Genomic DNA, 17,094 nt, shown 5'->3' with positions numbered 1-17,094 from the left:
GACTTCTCCATCTCGGAATCGCGATAGCTTATCAGGAGACGGCGACCGTGCGCGGCCTCGCCATTCGCGTCGCCCGGCGTTACGATCTCGTTCTTCATCCCCGGACAGGTCGATGCGCACGGTGCGACGGCGCGACGCGCGCCGACCGGTCCCGCCGATCCGGAAACCGCATGAACCTCACCTTGCAGGATGTCGCGTGGCATCGTTCGGTCGGGCGGCTCATCGAGTCGCTCGACCAGCCGGGCTTCTGGCTGGCGCTGATCCGGCTGATCGAGGAATACGTCGCGGTCGACAGCTGGGTCGTGCTGACCTTCGGCGACGGCCGCCCGCAGGTGTTCGCCGAATGCCCGTACGAAGGCGGCGGCCCCGACCCGCTGTTCCGCGACTACGTACAGGGCCTGTACCAGCTCGACCCGTTCTACATCGCGAACCGCGACGCGCCGAGGAGCGGCCTGTTCCGGCTGTCGGACGTCGCGCCCGAATGCTTTCGCGATACCGAGTACTACACGCTCTATTTCACGCACAACGTCGTCGAGGACGAGGTGCAGTTCAACGTCGTGCTCGACGATGCGCGCACGCTGTGCCTGTCGCTCGGCAGCAAACGGCGCTTCAGCCCCGGGCAGGTTGCGCTGCTCGACCTGATCCGGCCGTGGGTGGCCGGGCTGATGCGGCAGCGGCTCGCGTTCGAGCCCGCCTCCGCGGAGCAGGCGCTGCCGCGCCGGGCCGGCGCGCACGATGGCTTCGAGCAGGCGATGGCGCGGCTCGGCACGCCGCTCACCGCGCGCGAACTCGACGTGATCCGGCTGATCCTCAGCGGCCGCTCGAACAAGGAAGTCGCGAACAAGCTGTCGATTTCCGCCGAAACGGTCAAGGTGCATCGGCGCAACATCTACGGGAAGCTCGCGATCAATTCGCAATCGGAACTGTTTTCACTGTTCCTGAAGGCGCAGACCGACGGATAGCGCGCTCCGTCGCGCCCGTTTTCGCTCCCCTGCCTGCCTCTTTGCGGCGGCCTTCGACGGCCGCGGCTGGATCATGCCGATGCCGTCGCGGCCCGGTGCGAACCCGCGAGCTTGAATTCGCCGACCGTCTGCGCGAGCTGAGCCGCCTGCTCGCGCAACAGCGCGGCGGCCGCAGCCGACTCCTCGACGAGGGCAGCGTTCTGCTGCGTCGAGTGATCGAGCTGCGACACGGCCTGGTTCACCTGCGCGATCCCGGTGCTCTGCTCGTTCGCCGCGACCGTCATTTCCGCGATCACGCTCGTGATGCCGCGCACGCCCTCGACGATCTCGTCCATCGTCGTGCCGGCCGTCTTCACGAGCCCCGATCCGCCTTCGATCTTCTCGACGGACGACTGGATCAACTGCTTGATTTCCCTGGCGGCCACCGCGCTGCGTTGCGCGAGCGTGCGCACCTCGCCCGCGACGACCGCGAAGCCTCGCCCGTGCTCGTGCGCGCGCGCCGCCTCGACGGCCGCGTTCAGCGCGAGGATGTTGGTCTGGAACGCGATGCCGTCGATCACGCCGATGATGTTCGAGATCTCGGCCGACGCCTTCGTGATCTCGTCCATCGTCGCGACCACCTCGCTCACCACCTCGCCGCCGCGTACGGCAACGCCCGACGCCGATTCCGCCAGCCGGCTCACCTGCGTGGCCGCGTCGGCCGAGTTGCGCGCCGTGCCGGCGATCTCCTCGAGCGCCGCCGCGGTCTCCTGCAGGCTCGATGCCGCGTGTTCGGTGCGGCTCGACAGGTCCTGGTTGCCCTGCGCGATCTCCGCGCTCGCCACGCTCACGGATTCGCTGAATCCGCGTATCTGCAGCAGGATCGCGCTGATCTTTTCGGCGAACAGGTTGAAGGCCCGCGCGATCTGCGCGGCCTCGTCGCCGCCGTCGGCCGGCAGCCGCTTCGTCAGGTCCCCGCTCCCGCTCGCGACGTCGGTCAGCGCGTCGCGCACGAGCAGCACGCGCTTGAATGCCGCGTTCGTCAACGCGCCGACGAGTGCCGCCGCGACGCAGGCGACGACGAGGATCGCAATGAGCGTCGTCGTCGCGACGGCGCGCATGCCGGCCGTCACGTCCGACCGGTCGAGCGCCATGACGAGCGACCAGTCCGTCCCGGCGATCGGGCGCGCGCGGAGCAGCTTGGTCACGCCGTCCACGTCGATCGCCACCGGTTCGGTCGCCGTCTGCAGGCCGGCGAGACGCTCCGGCGTCAGTTCGGGCGACAGCTCGGCGGCCGGCTTCATGATCAGATCGGTCTTCGCGCCCGCGATCAGGCGCCCGCTCTTGTCGACCAGGAACGCGAAACTCGACGGCGTCGGATGCATCGACGCCACGATCGCGCTCGCGCGCTCCATGTAAAGGCTCGCCGCGAGCACGCCCTTCAGCGTGCCGCCGCGAACGATCGGGGCGGCGAACGCGAACGCGGGCTTGCCGGTCGACGCGTCGCGGTACAACGCCGTGACGACGAGCCGGCCTGCGTCGACCGCCTGCCTGAACCACGGGCGTGCGGTCGGATCGTAGCCGGCCGCGAGCGGGACGTTCGAATACGCGGTGTGATCCGGCAGGCCGAGCGTGAGCACCTGGAAACCGCCCGATTTGCCGAGCAGCGTCAGCGCCGGCAGCGGATCGCCTTCGCCCGGCGTCAGCGTGTCCGCGAGCGCCTGGGTCTGCTGCGCGCGGCTCGCGACCCACTCGTCGAGCGCGAGCGCGTGGCCGGTCAGGACGGACTGCAGGTTCTGGTCGATGGTCGTGTCGTTGTGCTGCTTGACGACGTAGTACACAAGGCCGCCTGTCACGGCCAGGGCCGTGACCACGATGGCGACGCAGGTCGCCAGAATCCGGGCGCGAATCGATGACAGCATGATGACGTTGATCTCCGGTTGCCGCGTTGTTTTCGGTTGGTCAAATGGGCACTCAACCGTCCTTAACGACCGCACGCGATGCAACTTGAGGTTCGACTGGTCAGACCGGCAAAAAAAGTTGAGCCCAGGCCGGCGACAGTACGCGGGATCAATACCCCTGACGGGTTAACACGCCGGCGGGATGGGAAAACCGGCGGTTCGGCGCATACTCGGGCGTTCCGACGTCCAACGTTGCGGAGCCGGCCGCGCCGGCCTCGCCCACCGAAACCGCCCATGAAACTGAAGCTCGACATCGTCCAGCTCGCCGGTCGCGACGGCGACACGCACTACAACCTGCAGCGCACGCTCGAAGCGATCGCGACCTGCGCACCGGGCACCGACATCGTGATGTTTCCGGAAGCGCAGCTCACCGGCTTCCTCGATCCGTCGAACCTGGCCGAATGCGCCGTGCCGCTCGACGGCCCGAGCGTCGGCGCGGTCATCGCGGCCGCACGCGCGCGCGACGTTGCCGTCGTGGTCGGGCTGATCGAGAACGACGGCGGCCGCTTCTACAACACCACCGTGTTCGTCACGCCGGACGGCATCGCGCTGCGCTACCGCAAGACGCACCTGTGGGTGAGCGAGCACGGCGTCGTGCTGCCCGGCGACCGCTACGCGACGATCGAATGGCACGGCGTGCGGATCGGCCTGCTGATCTGCTACGACAACGAATTCCCCGAAACCGGCCGCGCGCTTGCCGAACTCGGCGCCGAGCTGATCCTCATCACCGACGGCAACATGGAACCGTACCGCCCGGTCCACCGCACGTCGGCAACGGCGCGGGCGATGGAGAACCAGGTGTTCACGGTAGTCGCCAACCGCGTCGGCGGCAGCACGCACGACGTCGTGTTCGCGGGGGGCAGCCTCGCGGCCGATCCGTTCGGCAACCTGATCTTCGAGGCCGGCAACGGCGAATCGCGCCACGCGATCGAGCTCGATTTCGACCAGCTCGCCGCGTCGCGCGCGGTTTACGACTATCGCAGGGACCAGCGCCTGCATATCGCCGGCGAACGTATCGAGCATGCGGACGGGCTTCGCGAGTTGCTGATTCCGTGACGGGGGCTGCCCAATTACTGTCTTCACGCTCCGATAAGCGGGGCTTCGGCCAGCCGGACCCGGCATTATTCTTGCCCCGGCCGCCTTCGTGATTCAGGGGGGGTGACCACCGGGCCTGGCGGGTAGCGGATGATCTCGGACAGGGGGTTGGCTGGAATATCCCAACCCCGTCGATGGCTTCATCGACGCCAACGTCGGTAAAAGCCGGCATCACACCGTTGCACTCGATCGGAACGGCAAACGTCTGGTCAACCAGGCGCTACCCGACGACGGGATCAAGCAGCGAACCCCATCGCCAAACTCAAGGCTCACGGTCGACTACCCTTCGTCGTCTATCAGCCGCTCACCATCTCCCTTGCAACCGTCGCCTGCACTGAAGGCGGACTCATCGCATATCGGCCTGGACTGGCCATGCGCCGCATCGCCGATCCCGGCTCAGGCGAAGCCAGGACCGATACCCACGATCGCCGAAGCCGCTCGCTCGATGCGGCATACATCGCGCTTGCTTCGAACGGGTCATCTGACAGATCGCCAGGCTCACCCATGCTGTGCGGCATAGCTTCATGGTTTGGCCTTCGCGTCCGATCGGACACATCATGCCGAATTTCCCTACCTTCGAGCCGGGCCATTTCCCGGATCAAGATCAATTCAGGCTCGCATTTTGTATACGTCCAATTAACATTAGTTAAATATTTTCATCCCCCATCTACCCACCAAAAGATTTCGGTCACACCATCATTAAACACCGGAAATCCACGCAGACTAAAGAGCCACGCCTTAATTCCCGTCCCCTCTCCAAGTAACACTCTCAACACATGACCAAGCCCATCGATCAGATCGATGCTAGGCTGATTTCTACGTGAGGGCATCCTGGCTTGGACGACGAGCCGGCTCTCAAAATTATAAAGTCAGCGGGGTTTCCATAAAAATATGCCAAAGGTAAAAAGATCGCCTTACTACCAAATGAATTCATCGTTGCTACCTTTTACCACCTCGACATGGAAAGCTTGCTTAGGGTCGCAAGGCTGTGTGCCGATCAATACGCAACAAACCATTTCATACGCGAGGCTTGCACCAGGTGAAGTTCCTCCACCGCCACAACCGAAGCCCACTGCCGAACAAATCGAGGCGGATGCTGCTTTCCAGAAGCTGCTTGCTGCGCAGCCCAAGGCACCTCCCAAGCCACCTGCGCAACCAAAGGAGGCAGACGGAGAAGATCACGACAAAATTCCCGAGTTCGATCTGCAGGATGTTCCGATCGCAATGGACACGATCGGCTGGCCTGTTGCCGCGAAAATTGCAAGAAAGTGGTTTGCAAGTCCCAAGCATATCTACAATGATGATCCCAACTCCGAACAACCGATTGACGACACAACGGTCACCCTCAAATGGGCATTGAAATTTGGCAGTGTCCGAAAAAAATACGATGAGTTGATTTCCAAAAAAATCTATTCACCCGGAGCAGCCAGGGAAGCAAAAATAAAAATCTCCAGACAGATCCGATCCGCTTTCGTCGACCAGGGATTGGCAGATCTTTCTTTTGACACGACCGCTTTCTTCAACAATCAAAGGCAATTTCACGTTGACTGGCAGTTCCAGTTTCAAAATATTCCAACAAGCGCCACATTCGACGGGCTACTTTTAACGGATCTGACGGCCGCGCTCGGAAATTTCAACTTATACACCGCAGTCGGACGAGTGACGGTTTCCACCGAAAAATATTTTCAATACAACAATGCGGAAAAAACAAAAACATACTGCATCGACACCACCGCCACCATCACTCACGTCTACGCCTATGTGAAGGATAACTACTCCTTCAATGACAAGGACAATGGAAACAGCCAATATCTTGGGCATTGGAACAAAACAGACATGATTCTCTCGTATCGCGCAGCCGTTAGCGACATAATCGATGGAAAGAAGCTTCACACCCAAATGGGCAACTCCTCGATAACCGAAACGACTATCAACTGGTCTTATTTACCAGGTACTCCGCTCGACAAGCCCGTTGACAAACGCCCCGGACTTAGAAAACTTTTGACAAAAAATGTCTACTACCCCGTGTATAATAAAAGCTACAGCGAGTGGCGAGAAAAGCATAACAGAGGTGGCGATTTCATGATCTACAGCAAGCCACAACTCCTGAAACTCAATAAACCAATTCAATTGAAACTGGAAACGATATGCCGCCCGCCAGAATCCATGTAAAAAAAGCACGCAAAGCAGCCTTCATCGTCAGCATACTGGCATTTTTATCGATCGCTTGCGGCAGTGTTCTTATTTTACAGGGAAACCACGATTACACTGACTGCCAACACCACAACTACAATAGCAAGCTGAATGGTGGGATCAAGGAATTTGACGGCAAAAAGTATACGATCAATCTCTGCGGAAGCGGCGTCAACAATAACCACTTCTTTGGCGACGGCATGGATTCGGTGCAACTCACCGTCGTGGACGCCCGAGGCGAAATCCTGGCCAGGAGAAACTACAAAGTATTCTGGGATGGCCAGCCAGGTCACGAACCCCTCACCATAGGCCCCAACAGCATTACTTACCAAGACGATGAGAAGCAAGCTGATTACACGATCGACATGCCACCGACCTTGATTGACTGGGTAAGAGCGCGACTTCCATTTTTTGGCTAAGCATATAAGCTGCTTTTAACGCCCGACAGCCCAGCAACCCACTCAAACGGAAAATGTTCTGAGTCCGATGGCGAGCATGCTCCGGCAACCAATTTGATGAGCCTCTTGTCAGTCGGCCGGTAGCGTCGGCAGGCTGTCGCCCCCTCCCTCCGCATCGACGTATTTCGTCACGCCGGCTCCGGCACCTCGATCGCCAGCAGCGCCGAACTGACCGACTTGCCGTGCGCGTCGAGCGCGAGCGAGCGCGTGACGCCGCCACCGAGCGCATCGCGCAGCACGAAATTGAATGCCCCGAGCGCCGGCAGTTCGTACCGCACGACGTCGCCGTGCACGATACCCGCGAGCCACGCCTTCACCGCATCGGCACCCAGATGCGTGCGCAGATGATCGTAATGGCGCGGATCGCGGCAAATCACCGACACGTTCAGCGTATTGCCCTTGTCGCCGGTGCGCGCATGCGCGAGTTCACGCAGTTGCATCATGCCTCCACGAATGAAAACGACGGCGTCACGGCCGCGCGCGGCAGCAGCACCGACTGCACGGCGATCACCTCGCGCGTCGACTTGAACGCGCCGCCGCCGCCGGCCGGCCCGTTCGTATAGAGCGTCTCGACTTCATTGCCGATCCGCGCCGCTTCGCCGGCGCTCGCCGCGCGGCCGGCCACCCGCACACGAACCTCGGCCGGCTCGCCGCGCACGGCCGGCGTCGCGTCGCCATACAGCGCATCGACGCCGATCAGGTCGAAGCGCAGCTCGGTCGCGGCGACGCCAGTCAATGCCAGCCGCTCGCGGACGATCCCGAGCGCGAGCCGCGCGCGTTCGAGCGCGCCCGGGCCGCCGTACGAGATCTGGCCTTCGCCGATCCAGCCGTCGACATACGCCACCGACACCTTGAGCGTGTCGGGCCGCGCCGTGCCGCGCCCGCCCGTCACGCGCACGCGGTCCGCCGCCTCCTCGACGACGGTGACGTGCGTGAAATCCGCGACGACGTCGGGCTGCAGGTACCGCGCCGGATCGTGTATCTCGTAGAGCAGCTGTTCCTTGCAGGTCGCCGCGCTCACGCGGCCGCCCGCGTGCGGCACCTTGGTGATCACGACCGAGCCGTCCGCCGCGACTTCGCCGATCGGAAACCCGAGCCGCGCGAGGTTCGGCACGTCCTTGTAGCCGGGGTCGGCGAAATAACCGCCCGTCACCTGCCCCGCGCATTCGAGCAGGTGGCCGACGACCGTCGCGGCCCCGAGCGTGTCCCAATCGTCCATCCGCCAGCCGAACGCGTGGATCAGCGGCGCGGCGAACAGCGACGGATCGGCGACGCGCCCGGTCAGCACGACGTCCGCGCCGGCCGCGAGCGCATCGACGATCGGCGCGGCGCCGAGATACGCGTTCGCGGACACGATGCGGTCGCGATACGCGGCGACGTCGTCGCCCGATTCCTCGAAACGGAACGCGTCGCGCAGTACGACGTCGAGCACGTCGTCGCCTTCGACGGCCGCGACCTTCAGCCCGGCGACGCCGAGCGATTGCGCGATCCGTGCGGTGCGCCGTGCGGCCGCCCGCGGATTCGCCGCGCCCATGTTCGACACGATGCGCACGCCGTTCGGCACGGCGACCGGCAGCACGGCGCGCATCCGCGCGTCCAGCAGCGGATCGTAGCCGAGCGACGGGTCCTGGCGCCGCGCCTGCTGCGCGATCGCGATCGTGCGCTCCGCCAGGCATTCGAAGACGAGATAGTCGAGCTGCCCGTGTTCGGCCAGCTCGACCGCGGGCTCGATCCGGTCGCCCGAGTAGCCGGCGCCCGCGCCGATGCGCACGCGCCGTTCAGGTTGCTTTGCTGTCATGTCCATACCGTCGTCGTCCGGCGGGTGCGCCGCCGGTGAAAATCAAAAGATGCCCAGCACGACGCACGCGATCGTCATCACGATCGACGCGCCGAACAGCAGCGGAAACGTGAACTTCTGGTGCTCGGCCAGCTCGATGCCGCACAGGCCGACGACGAGGAAGGTCGCGGGCGTCAGCGGGCTGACCGGGAAACCGGTGGTCATCTGGCCGAGCAGCGCAGCTTGCCCGACCTGCACGGCCGGCACGCCGAGCTGGCCGGCCACCTCCGCGATCACGGGCAGCACGCCGAAGTAGAACGAATCGGGATCGAACAGCATGCTGAGCGGCATCGACGCGAGGCCGAGCGCGACCGGGATGTGGCCGGCCATCGACGGCGGCACGAAGCCGACCGCCGCCTGCGCCATCGCCTTCAGCATCCCGCTGCCCTGCATGATCCCCGTGAACACGCCGGCCGCGAGCAGGATGCCGGCCATCATCAGCGCCGCGCGCGCATGCGCGTCGATGCGCTTCCTCTGCATGTCGACGTCCGGGTAATTCACCATCAGCGCGATGCACAGCCCGACCATGAACATGATCGCCGGCGGGATCTTCTCGCCCATCACGACCATCGTGCCGAGCACGACGAACGTCAGCACGAGGTTGAACCAGAACAGGTGCGGCCGGCGCAGTGCCTGCTCGTCGGGCGTCAGCTCGCGGGTCGGCAACGGAATCGACGCATCGTCGCGTGACAGGCCGAGCCGCTTCTCCTCGCGCCGCCCGAGCCAGTACGCGACGCCGAACACGAACACGAGCCCGATCGCCTGCACCGGGATCAGCGGATTGAACAGCGCCGACACCGGCAGATGCAGCGAAGCGGACGCGCGGATCATCGGCCCCGTCCACGGCAGGAAGTTGATGCCCGCGGCCATCGACACCGCGGCGGCCAGCACGCGCCGGTCCATCTTCAGCCGGTCGTACAGCGGCAGCACGGCCGGAATCGTCACGAGGAAACACACGGCGCCCGAGCCGTCGAGGTGGATCAGCAGCGCGAGCAGCGTCGTGCCCATCACGATGCGCGTCGGCCGCGTGCCGACCGCGCGCAGGATGCGGTCGATGATCGGGTCGAGCGTGCCAGCGTCGGTGATCGTGCCGAAATAGAGGATCGCGAACACGAACATGCCGACCACGGGCGCGAGGCCCTTCAGCCCGTCGACGACGAACTTGCTGGTGTGCAGCCCGAAGCCGCCGATCAGCGATGCGGCGATCGGCACGATGATCAGCGCGACGAGCGGCGACATCCGCTTCGACAGAATCGCGGCCAGCAGCACGACGATCGTGCCAAGCCCGAGTAACGGCAGCATCCGTGTCTCCTACCTTGTCTTTCGTTGGAGACGAGCGTAAGGTCGGCGCAGCGATAGCACAATTGAAATGATTTGATCGCAGCAATCACGAACCGTTATGGATCTGAATCTTCGCGACATTCGCGCGTTCGTCACCGTCGCGCACGCCGGCAACTTCACGCGCGCCGCCGCGCGGCTGCACCTGTCGCAGCCGGCGCTGACCGTGCAGATCCGCCGGCTCGAGGAAATCGTCGGCGCGCGCCTGTTCGACCGCAACAGCCGCAGCGTCGCGCTCACGCAGACCGGGCGCGAGCTGCTGCCGCTGCTGCAGCGTTCGCTCGACGACATGGAGCGCGTGCTGCGCGACGCGCGCGCGCTCGGCGAAGGCACGAGCGGCACGGTGCGACTCGCGTGCCTGCCGACCTTCGCGTCCAGCGTGCTGCCGGAGCTGATCCAGTCGTTCCGGCGCGACGTGCCGCGCGCGGGCTTCGAGATCCGCGACGGCGTCGCGAGCCTCGTCACCGCGCTCGTGCGCAACGAGGAAGCCGATCTCGGACTGACGGGCGGCGACACGTTCGATGCGTCGCTGGAGGTGCTGTATGCGGGCGCCGACCGGCTCGTCGCCGTGTGCCCGAAGGATCATCCGCTCGCGCGCAAGCGCCGCGTGAGCACCGCCGATGTCGCGGCCGTGCCGCTCGTGCTCACCGCGCAGGGCACGAGCGTGCGCAGCGTCGTCGATGCCGCGCTGGACGCGGCCGGCTGCACGCCCGACATCGCGTGCGAGCCGACCTACATGATGACGGCCGTCGCGATGGTGCGCGGCGGGCTCGGCGTGACGATCCTGCCCGCGACCGCGCGCGAGGTGCGCGCCGAGCCCGAGCTGGTGGCGAAGCCGATCGACGATCCCGCGTTCGTGCGGCCGATCGCGCTCGTCACGAAGCGCGGCCGCACGCTGCCGCGCGTCGCGCAGGCGTTCGCGGAAACCATGCTGACGGAATTGAAAAAGCGCGCGTGAACCGCGCGCCCGGATCGGGACAGCCCGCCCGCGCGTGATGCCCGGTTCGGCTTACTCCACGTCCGGATCGACGTGCAGCGATTCGCCGATCGCATAGAAATTGCCGCCCGCGATGTAGTGCAGGCTGCGCAGTGCCGGATCGGCCGATTCGAAATACCAGTGACCGTCGCGGAACACGCGCGTGTCGGACCACGCCGCGACCACCTCGCCGATGAACAGGTCGTAGGTCTGCTGGTTGTGCGGCTCGGGAACCAGCCTGCACGCGAGCCAGCCCGAGCAGCCGGCGACGAACGGCAGGTCGTGGCCTTCGACGTCGAACAGCGTGACGCCCGCCTCGCGCAGCTTGTCCGGACGCTCCGCGAGACTGTGGCTGCCGACCGCGTGCGTGAGCTGCAGTTGCGCGGCCGTCGGCACCTGGATCACGAACGTGCCGCTGCGCTCGACGAGCTCGCGCGTCTTCGCGGACTTGTCGAGCACGACCGTCAGCTTCGGCGGCAGGAAGTCCAGCGCGCACGCCCACGCGGCGGCCATCACGTTGTCGACGCCGTCGTGACGGGCCGACACCAGCACGGTCGGGCCGTGGTTGAGGAGACGGTAGGCTTTCTTCAGCTCCACCGGAGCGATGTGACTGTCCATACGGATTCCCTGGAGAACGGCGCGCACGGACGGATGCCGTGCGGCGCGCGGCGCCGGCCGGTGCGCAGGTGCGCAGCCGCGCCGAAGGCCGCATTCTCGCACCCAATTTCAATCGGTGCCGACAACGCCGCCGGTCACTTCGCGAACAACTGGCCGATATCGCGGAACGCCTTGAATTCGAGTGCATTGCCGCACGGATCGAACAGGAACATCGTCGCCTGCTCGCCGACCTGCCCCTGGAAGCGCACATACGGCTCGATCACGAAGGTCACGCCGAACGATCTCAGCCGCTCGGCCAGCGCTTCCCAGCTCGCCCAGTCGAGCACGATCCCGAAATGCGGCACCGGCACGTCGTGACCGTCGACCGCGTTCGTATGCGCGCTTTCCTGCGATGCGGTCTTCGGATGCTCGTGGATCACGAGCTGATGCCCGTAGAAGTCGAAGTCGACCCACTGCGCGCTCGAACGCCCCTCCGCCAGCCCGAACACACGGCCGTAGAAATCGCGCGCGGCCGCCAGGTCGTAGACCGGGATCGCCAGGTGAAACGGGGAAAGACTCATGGTTGCCTCGTGATGGAACGCTCGCGTGGCGCGAGGACGGCACCATGGTAGTCAAGGTCGATCGAAAATCAAATCAATATATAGTTTCGTCATTCACAAACGGAATTGATGAATGATCCGCGAACTGAGAACCCTCGTCGCCGTCGCCCGGGAAGGCACGTTCGCCGCGGCAGGCCACCGTATCGGGCTCACGCAGGCGGCCGTCAGCGCGCAGATGCAGCGTCTCGAAGCCGAGCTCGGCTTCGCGCTGTTCGACCGGCAGGGCCGGTCGGCGCGGCTCAACGAAATGGGCCATCACGTGCTCGACCAGGCGCAGGCGCTGCTCGGCCTGTACGAGAACCTGAGCTCGACGGCCCCCGGCTCGCCGGCCGCCGTGCGCGTGACGATCGGCGCGATCGCGTCGGTGCAGAGCGCGCTGCTGCCGGCCGCGCTCGCCGATTTCCATCGCCGGCATCCCGCGTGCCGCACGCGCGTGATACCGGGGCTGTCGATCGAGCTGGTCAACCGGGTCGACGCGGGCGAGATCGACATGGCCGCGATCATCCGGCCGCCGTTTTCCCTGCAGAGCGACCTGCACTGGACGACGCTCGCGCAGGAACCGTTCCGGCTCATCGTGCCGCGTGGCGTGAAAGGCAAGGACTGGGCCGAACTGCTCGCGCGCGAACCGTTCGTGCGCTACGACCGCGCATCGTTCGGCGGGCGCCAGGTCGATCGTTTCCTGAAAAAGATGCACCTCGCGGTGCGCGACACGTGTGAGCTCGACGAGCTCGACGCGATCGTCAAGCTGGTCGGGAACGGCGTCGGCGTCGCGATCGTCCCGCAGACCGCCGTCTATCGCCGCTGGCCGGCCGGCGTGCGCGCGATCGACCTCGGACACCATACGTTCCACCGCGACATCGGGCTCGTGCACCGCGCGCGGCGAACGATGTCGGAGCCGGCGCAGCAGCTCGCGCAACTGATCGAAGCGGCGTCACGACGGCGCGCGCCGCCGCAGGCGGCATAGCGCCGACGTCGTCGGTCAGCGCCGCCCGGCCGCCCAGTCGACCGCCGCATCGAACAGCGCGACACCGGCCGGCGACAGGTTCGCGAACGTGTCGTTGTCGAGGAAGAACATCACGCGGCGCGCCGGCGCGAGCGCTTCGTAGTCCATCGTCGCGCCCTTCTCGTACGCGAAGATCGCGGCCTTGTCGGGTTGGCCGTACACGGTCGCGATCGTGATCGCGCCGAGCCCCGGCTTGCCCCAGCTCATCGGCGCCTGCTTGCCGTACACGCTGGTCGCGCCGGCCGGCAGCCCGGCCGAGATCGGGTGCGGCGCATTGACGAGCCACAGGTAGCGTTCCTTGCCCGTTTCGCCGAAGTCGACGTCGTGACGCTTGCCCGTCATCGCGAGATCGTCGAGCAGGTCGTTTTCCCACGTGACGAGCGGCTTGTCGAGCGTGCGCCAGCCGGGCCGCACGTTCTTCGACGACACCGTCGACGAGATCACGACGAGGTCGGCGTCGCGCGCCGCGTCGGGCGTCGAGGACTCGTCGATCAGGCGCACCGCGTAGCCGCGTTCGCCGAGATGCTGGCCGATGCGTTCGTCGACCTTCAGGTTCGGGCCGCGCAGCTGCACGAGCATCGCGACGCGCGTGACGGCCTGCGGTGCATCGGCCGCCCGCGCGGGAGCAGCCACACCTGCCCCGAGGCCCAGGCCCGCGCCGATCGCGAGCACCGAGGCCGCGATCGCGCGCAACGCGCGGCGCCGCGCACCGGCGGTAACGGTGGCAATGGCGCGCACGGCGCCGGCCTTCATGTTCCGGTTCATCTGGATCTTCTCCGAAGCCGCGCGCCGCCGTGACGGCCGCGCGGCGATTGCGTGGTCAGAACTGCAGCGTGGTGAGCAGCGACACCTGTCGCGCATCGCCGATCGCGACGAAATAGCGGTTCGCGCTCGACGGGTAATAGGTGCGGTTGAAGAGGTTCTTCACGTTGAGCTGGAACGACAGCTTCTGCTTGCCGATCCGCGTGTCGTAGGTCGCGAACGCGTCGGCGAGCACGTACGACGGCAGCGTGAAGCTGTTCGCCGAATCGCCGGGCCGCGCGCCGACGTAGCGCACGTCCGCGCCGACGCGCAGGTCGTCGCCGCCGGCCAGCGTGCCGACATCGTAGACGGCCGCGAGCGACGCCGTATGGCGCGCGACGTTCCACAGCTGGTTGCCCGCGTAAAGCGGATCCTCGGTCGTCTTCGCGTCGATGTACGCGTAGCTCGCGATCACGTTCACGCGCTCGCCGATCCGGCCCGACACGTCGAGCTCGATCCCGCGCGAGCGCGCCTTGCCCGACGTGCGCCAGTCGGTCAGCTTGGTCGCGTCGTTGTATTGCGACACGAGCACGTTCTTCTTGTCGATGTTGAAGAGTGCCAGCGTGCCCGTCATCCCGCCCGGCAGGTCGAGCTTGCCGCCCACTTCCCACGCGGTCGCTTCCTCGGGCGGCGTCGCGCCGTCAATGATGTAGCCCGTCATCGGTGCGATCGACGAAGACGGCTTCAGCGACTGCGAATAGCTGCCGTACAGCGAGAACGTATCGGTCCACTTGTAGACGACGCCCGCGCGCGGCAGCCACTTCGAGCCGCCGAGATCGGTGTTCGCGGTGAACGGCCGGCCGCGCCCCGCGACCTGGTTGTACGTGATGTAGCGCAGCCCGCCCGACACGATCCACTTGTCGGTCAGGTGGATCGTGTCCTGCACGAACGCGGACGCATCGTGCAGCGTGTCGGTCTGGTCGCTGTCGCTCGCGGACACCGTGCTCGACGGCGGCAGCAGCCCGTAGACGGGATCGACATAGCTGAACGGCGTCTTCACGGCCTGCCGCAGCATATCCTTGCGGTAGATGCGACGGTATTCGGTATCGAAGCCGACCTGCACGTCGTGCCGCATCCCGCCGAGCGTCAGCTTGCCGTTCACGTAGCCGATTCCGTAGCTGTCGGTGCTGAGCGAGCCGTGCGTCGCATCGTTGCTGCGCGACAGCGTGCCCTTCACCGGATCGACGCCCGTCGTGCGCAACTGGTTCGCGTCGTAGGTCTCGCGGTTGTAGCTGTAGCCGAGATGCGCGCTCCAGTCCGCGTTGAACTGGTGATCGACGCTCAGCTGCGCGAGGTGCGATTCGCCGTCCATGTTGTTGAACGGCTCGTCGAGGCGCCGCCGCGCGGGGATGTCGAGCGGCGCGTTGGTACGCGGGTCGAGCGCCGTGCCGCGATCGAACGGCGAATGGAAGGTCCGGTACTGGTAGGACACCACGACCTGCGTATCGCGGCCGTACCACGCGAGCGACGGGGCGACGAAGGTCTGCCGGTATTCGCCGAAGTTGCGCCAGTACTGCTCGTTCGATTGATCGACGATCAGCCGGTACGCGAGCCGCGAATCGCCGACCGGCCCCGTCGAATCGAAGGTCGCGCTGCCGCCGTTCTTGCCGTGCCCGAACGTCGACGCGCCGAGCGAGATCGCGTTGTAGCGCACGAGCTGCGGCTGTTTCGTGACGACGTTGACCACGCCGCCCGGATCCATCAGCCCGTACAGCAGCGACGTCGGCCCCTTCAGCACCTCGACGCTGTCGACCGCCGCGTTGAACGCGCGCCCCTGCACGAGCGGCATCCCGTTCTGCATGACCGAGCCGTCGCGATTGCCGCCGAAGCCGCGCTTCATGATCGTGTCCTGCGTGCCCGCGAGCGTGTTGCCCTGCGTGATGCCGCTGACGTTGCCGAGCGCGTCGTCCAGATTGCGCGGACGCTGGTCGCGCAGCACCTGCGCCGGCACGATGTTGACGGCCTGCGCGGTGTCGAGCAGCGGGATGTCGGAACGCAGCACGCCCGCCTCCTTCGGCGCGCGATAGCTTTCGGCGCGCAGCGCGCTGTCGCGCACCGTGATCGCCGGCAACTCGGCGCCCGCGGCCACGCCGGCCGCCACGGGTCGTGCGACCGTGCCGTCCGCGCGCTTCAGCGTGTAGCCGCCGCCGGGCTGCCGCAACGCGACGAGCCCCGTGCCTGCCAGCAGGCGGTCGAGCGCACCGTCGACGTCGAAGCGGCCCTGCACGCCGCCGCTCGTCAGGCCGGCCGTCAGCTCGGCCGGAAACGCGAGCAGGATGCCCGCGTCGCGGCCGAACCGGTTCAGCGCCGCTTCGAGCGGCCCGGCCGGAATGTCGAACGCACGGCGTGCCGCGCGCTGCGCGGCCGGCGCCGCATCGGTGTCGGCCAGCGCGGGCAACGGCAGCAGCGCGGACACCAGGACGGCACCGGCGAGCCGGCGCGCGAGGTGCCCGGGCGCGGCAGGTGCGGCCGGGCGCGCGGCGCGCGGCAGATGTCGGTCGGGCGCCGGACGGCGCCGATACGTGAGACGGATGGAAACCATGATCGGGAAGTCGGTGGACGATGGGCCAGTGCTGCTTTCATTACCCATGTCACGCGAACATCGAGAAACAGCTCAGGTCGACGAAAATTTTTTTCGACACGCTCAGGAACGGGCCGGCACGACCGTCGCCCAGTAGCGCGTCAGGTAGTGCACATCGATCGGCAACGTCGCCTTCAGCGTGTCGAGCACACGCGCGGGATCGTCGAGCGGATAGGTACCCGACACGCGCAGGTCGGCCACGGCCGCATCGCAGCGCAGGCTGCCGCGGCGATAGCGGTCGAGCTCGGCGACGAGGTCGGCCAGCCGCATGCGCGACGCGACCAGCATGCCGCCCGTCCACGCGGACGCATACGCATCGAGCGGTGCCTGCACGCCGATCGCATCGCGCGTGAAATCTGCGCCCTCCCCGGCCGCGATCACGCGCGCGCCTGCCGCCGCATCGTCCGGCTGCACGCGCACGGCACCGGCGAACACTTCGACCCGCGTCGCGCCGTCGCGCTGCCGCACCGCGAAGCGTGTGCCGAGCGGCCGCAACTCGCCTTGCGCGGTCGCGACGACGAGCGGCCGCGCGGGCACGCGATCGTCGTGGCCGCTCGTCACCATGATCGTGCCGCGCAGCAGGCGCAGGCGGCGCGCGGCGGCGTCGAAGCGCACGTCGAGCGCCGTGTCGGTATCGAGGACGACGACCGTGCGATCCGCGAGCGTCACCGTGCGCCGCTCGCCGACCGCCGT

At 66.2% G+C, this 17,094-nt stretch carries 15 protein-coding genes and 1 pseudogene; 7 read left to right on the top strand and 9 right to left on the bottom strand.

Annotated features, from left to right (window positions below):
- Window positions 1-170 precede the first annotated feature (170 nt).
- Complete coding sequence (locus ABY44_RS03125; protein WP_060173846.1) at window positions 171-962, top strand: response regulator transcription factor; 792 nt, start codon at window positions 171-173, stop codon at window positions 960-962.
- Window positions 963-1,033: 71 nt separating this feature from the next.
- Here the strand turns inward: ABY44_RS03125 and ABY44_RS03120 are convergent, their stop codons facing one another.
- Window positions 1,034-2,863, bottom strand: a complete 1,830-nt coding sequence (locus tag ABY44_RS03120) for a methyl-accepting chemotaxis protein (protein ID WP_060173845.1) — start codon at window positions 2,861-2,863, stop codon at window positions 1,034-1,036.
- Between the two features lie 273 nt (window positions 2,864-3,136).
- Between ABY44_RS03120 and ABY44_RS03115 the strand changes: the two genes are divergently transcribed.
- The 4 genes and pseudogenes from ABY44_RS03115 (at window position 3,137) to ABY44_RS03100 (ending at window position 6,609) form a co-directional block, all read left to right on the top strand.
- Window positions 3,137-3,958: a nitrilase-related carbon-nitrogen hydrolase gene (locus ABY44_RS03115; protein ID WP_060173844.1), complete on the top strand. Its 822-nt coding sequence runs from the start codon at window positions 3,137-3,139 to the stop codon at window positions 3,956-3,958.
- A 151-nt stretch (window positions 3,959-4,109) separates the two neighbouring features.
- Window positions 4,110-4,493 (top strand): annotated as a pseudogene (locus ABY44_RS03110) (IS110 family transposase); the annotation flags it as partial.
- A gap of 494 nt (window positions 4,494-4,987) precedes the next feature.
- Window positions 4,988-6,169, top strand: a complete 1,182-nt coding sequence (locus tag ABY44_RS03105; protein WP_431640837.1) for a DUF6402 family protein — start codon at window positions 4,988-4,990, stop codon at window positions 6,167-6,169.
- Window positions 6,145-6,609 (top strand): hypothetical protein, encoded by a 465-nt coding sequence (locus ABY44_RS03100; RefSeq protein ID WP_081072826.1) that lies wholly within the window; start codon window positions 6,145-6,147, stop codon window positions 6,607-6,609. The genes ABY44_RS03105 and ABY44_RS03100 overlap by 25 nt, the downstream gene beginning before the upstream one ends.
- Window positions 6,610-6,776: 167 nt before the next feature.
- On the opposite strand, the gene ABY44_RS03095 is transcribed toward ABY44_RS03100, so the two are convergent.
- Genes ABY44_RS03095 through ABY44_RS03085 form a run of 3 tightly spaced genes read right to left on the bottom strand, consistent with a single transcriptional unit; the run spans window position 6,777 to window position 9,787 of the window.
- Window positions 6,777-7,088: an AtuA-related protein gene (locus ABY44_RS03095; RefSeq protein ID WP_027787796.1), complete on the bottom strand. Its 312-nt coding sequence runs from the start codon at window positions 7,086-7,088 to the stop codon at window positions 6,777-6,779.
- Window positions 7,088-8,446, bottom strand: coding sequence for an acyclic terpene utilization AtuA family protein (locus ABY44_RS03090; protein ID WP_060173878.1), 1,359 nt, complete (start codon window positions 8,444-8,446; stop codon window positions 7,088-7,090). Before ABY44_RS03090 ends, ABY44_RS03095 begins: the two co-directional genes overlap by 1 nt.
- A 42-nt stretch (window positions 8,447-8,488) precedes the next feature.
- Complete coding sequence (locus ABY44_RS03085) at window positions 8,489-9,787, bottom strand: CitMHS family transporter (RefSeq protein ID WP_060173842.1); 1,299 nt, start codon at window positions 9,785-9,787, stop codon at window positions 8,489-8,491.
- Between the two features lie 97 nt (window positions 9,788-9,884).
- Between ABY44_RS03085 and ABY44_RS03080 the strand changes: the two genes are divergently transcribed.
- The gene (locus ABY44_RS03080) at window positions 9,885-10,781 is read left to right on the top strand and encodes a LysR family transcriptional regulator (RefSeq protein ID WP_027787799.1); all 897 of its coding nucleotides are present in this window, start codon (window positions 9,885-9,887) and stop codon (window positions 10,779-10,781) included.
- 51 nt (window positions 10,782-10,832) lie between these two features.
- Here the strand turns inward: ABY44_RS03080 and ABY44_RS03075 are convergent, their stop codons facing one another.
- Window positions 10,833-11,417 carry a flavin reductase family protein gene (locus tag ABY44_RS03075; RefSeq protein ID WP_060173841.1) on the bottom strand — a complete coding sequence of 195 codons (585 nt, stop codon included), beginning with the start codon at window positions 11,415-11,417 and terminating at the stop codon, window positions 10,833-10,835.
- Between the two features lie 134 nt (window positions 11,418-11,551).
- The gene (locus ABY44_RS03070; protein WP_027787801.1) at window positions 11,552-11,977 is read right to left on the bottom strand and encodes a VOC family protein; all 426 of its coding nucleotides are present in this window, start codon (window positions 11,975-11,977) and stop codon (window positions 11,552-11,554) included.
- 112 nt (window positions 11,978-12,089) lie between these two features.
- On the opposite strand from ABY44_RS03070, the gene ABY44_RS03065 reads away from it, so the two are divergent.
- A complete protein-coding gene (locus tag ABY44_RS03065) occupies window positions 12,090-12,980 on the top strand; it encodes a LysR family transcriptional regulator (RefSeq protein WP_059695676.1) in 891 nt (296 codons plus the stop codon).
- A 15-nt stretch (window positions 12,981-12,995) separates the two neighbouring features.
- Here ABY44_RS03065 and ABY44_RS03060 read toward each other — a convergent pair whose 3' ends face one another.
- The 3 genes from ABY44_RS03060 to ABY44_RS03050 form a co-directional block, all read right to left on the bottom strand.
- A complete protein-coding gene (locus ABY44_RS03060; RefSeq protein WP_060173840.1) occupies window positions 12,996-13,784 on the bottom strand; it encodes a hypothetical protein in 789 nt (262 codons plus the stop codon).
- Between the two features lie 55 nt (window positions 13,785-13,839).
- Window positions 13,840-16,410 carry a TonB-dependent siderophore receptor gene (locus ABY44_RS03055; RefSeq protein WP_060173839.1) on the bottom strand — a complete coding sequence of 857 codons (2,571 nt, stop codon included), beginning with the start codon at window positions 16,408-16,410 and terminating at the stop codon, window positions 13,840-13,842.
- A 54-nt stretch (window positions 16,411-16,464) separates the two neighbouring features.
- A partial coding sequence (locus ABY44_RS03050; RefSeq protein WP_431640835.1) for a FecR domain-containing protein occupies window positions 16,465-17,094 on the bottom strand: 630 nt, incomplete at its 5' end.

Origin of the sequence: Burkholderia sp. ZZQ-2 (genome assembly GCF_050768715.1) — a bacterium.
Taxonomy (GTDB): domain Bacteria; phylum Pseudomonadota; class Gammaproteobacteria; order Burkholderiales; family Burkholderiaceae; genus Burkholderia; species Burkholderia cepacia.
Note: the sequence above shows the minus strand (reverse complement) of the source record. Positions and strands in the feature narration are given on the sequence as shown.

Bases quoted from the DNA above. Each gene is read 5' to 3' on its own strand.
- ABY44_RS03060 (WP_060173840.1), bottom strand. From the start codon at position 13,784: ATGAACCGGAACATGAAGGCCGGCGCCGTGCGCGCCATTGCCACCGTT.
- ABY44_RS03085 (WP_060173842.1), bottom strand. From the start codon at position 9,787: ATGCTGCCGTTACTCGGGCTTGGCACGATCGTCGTGCTGCTGGCCGCG.
- ABY44_RS03095 (WP_027787796.1), bottom strand. From the start codon at position 7,088: ATGCAACTGCGTGAACTCGCGCATGCGCGCACCGGCGACAAGGGCAAT.
- ABY44_RS03125 (WP_060173846.1), top strand. From the start codon at position 171: ATGAACCTCACCTTGCAGGATGTCGCGTGGCATCGTTCGGTCGGGCGG.
- ABY44_RS03090 (WP_060173878.1), bottom strand. From the start codon at position 8,446: ATGACAGCAAAGCAACCTGAACGGCGCGTGCGCATCGGCGCGGGCGCC.
- ABY44_RS03115 (WP_060173844.1), top strand. From the start codon at position 3,137: ATGAAACTGAAGCTCGACATCGTCCAGCTCGCCGGTCGCGACGGCGAC.
- ABY44_RS03100 (WP_081072826.1), top strand. From the start codon at position 6,145: ATGCCGCCCGCCAGAATCCATGTAAAAAAAGCACGCAAAGCAGCCTTC.
- ABY44_RS03055 (WP_060173839.1), bottom strand. From the start codon at position 16,410: ATGGGTAATGAAAGCAGCACTGGCCCATCGTCCACCGACTTCCCGATC.
- ABY44_RS03065 (WP_059695676.1), top strand. From the start codon at position 12,090: ATGATCCGCGAACTGAGAACCCTCGTCGCCGTCGCCCGGGAAGGCACG.
- ABY44_RS03080 (WP_027787799.1), top strand. From the start codon at position 9,885: ATGGATCTGAATCTTCGCGACATTCGCGCGTTCGTCACCGTCGCGCAC.
- ABY44_RS03120 (WP_060173845.1), bottom strand. From the start codon at position 2,863: ATGCTGTCATCGATTCGCGCCCGGATTCTGGCGACCTGCGTCGCCATC.
- ABY44_RS03075 (WP_060173841.1), bottom strand. From the start codon at position 11,417: ATGGACAGTCACATCGCTCCGGTGGAGCTGAAGAAAGCCTACCGTCTC.
- ABY44_RS03070 (WP_027787801.1), bottom strand. From the start codon at position 11,977: ATGAGTCTTTCCCCGTTTCACCTGGCGATCCCGGTCTACGACCTGGCG.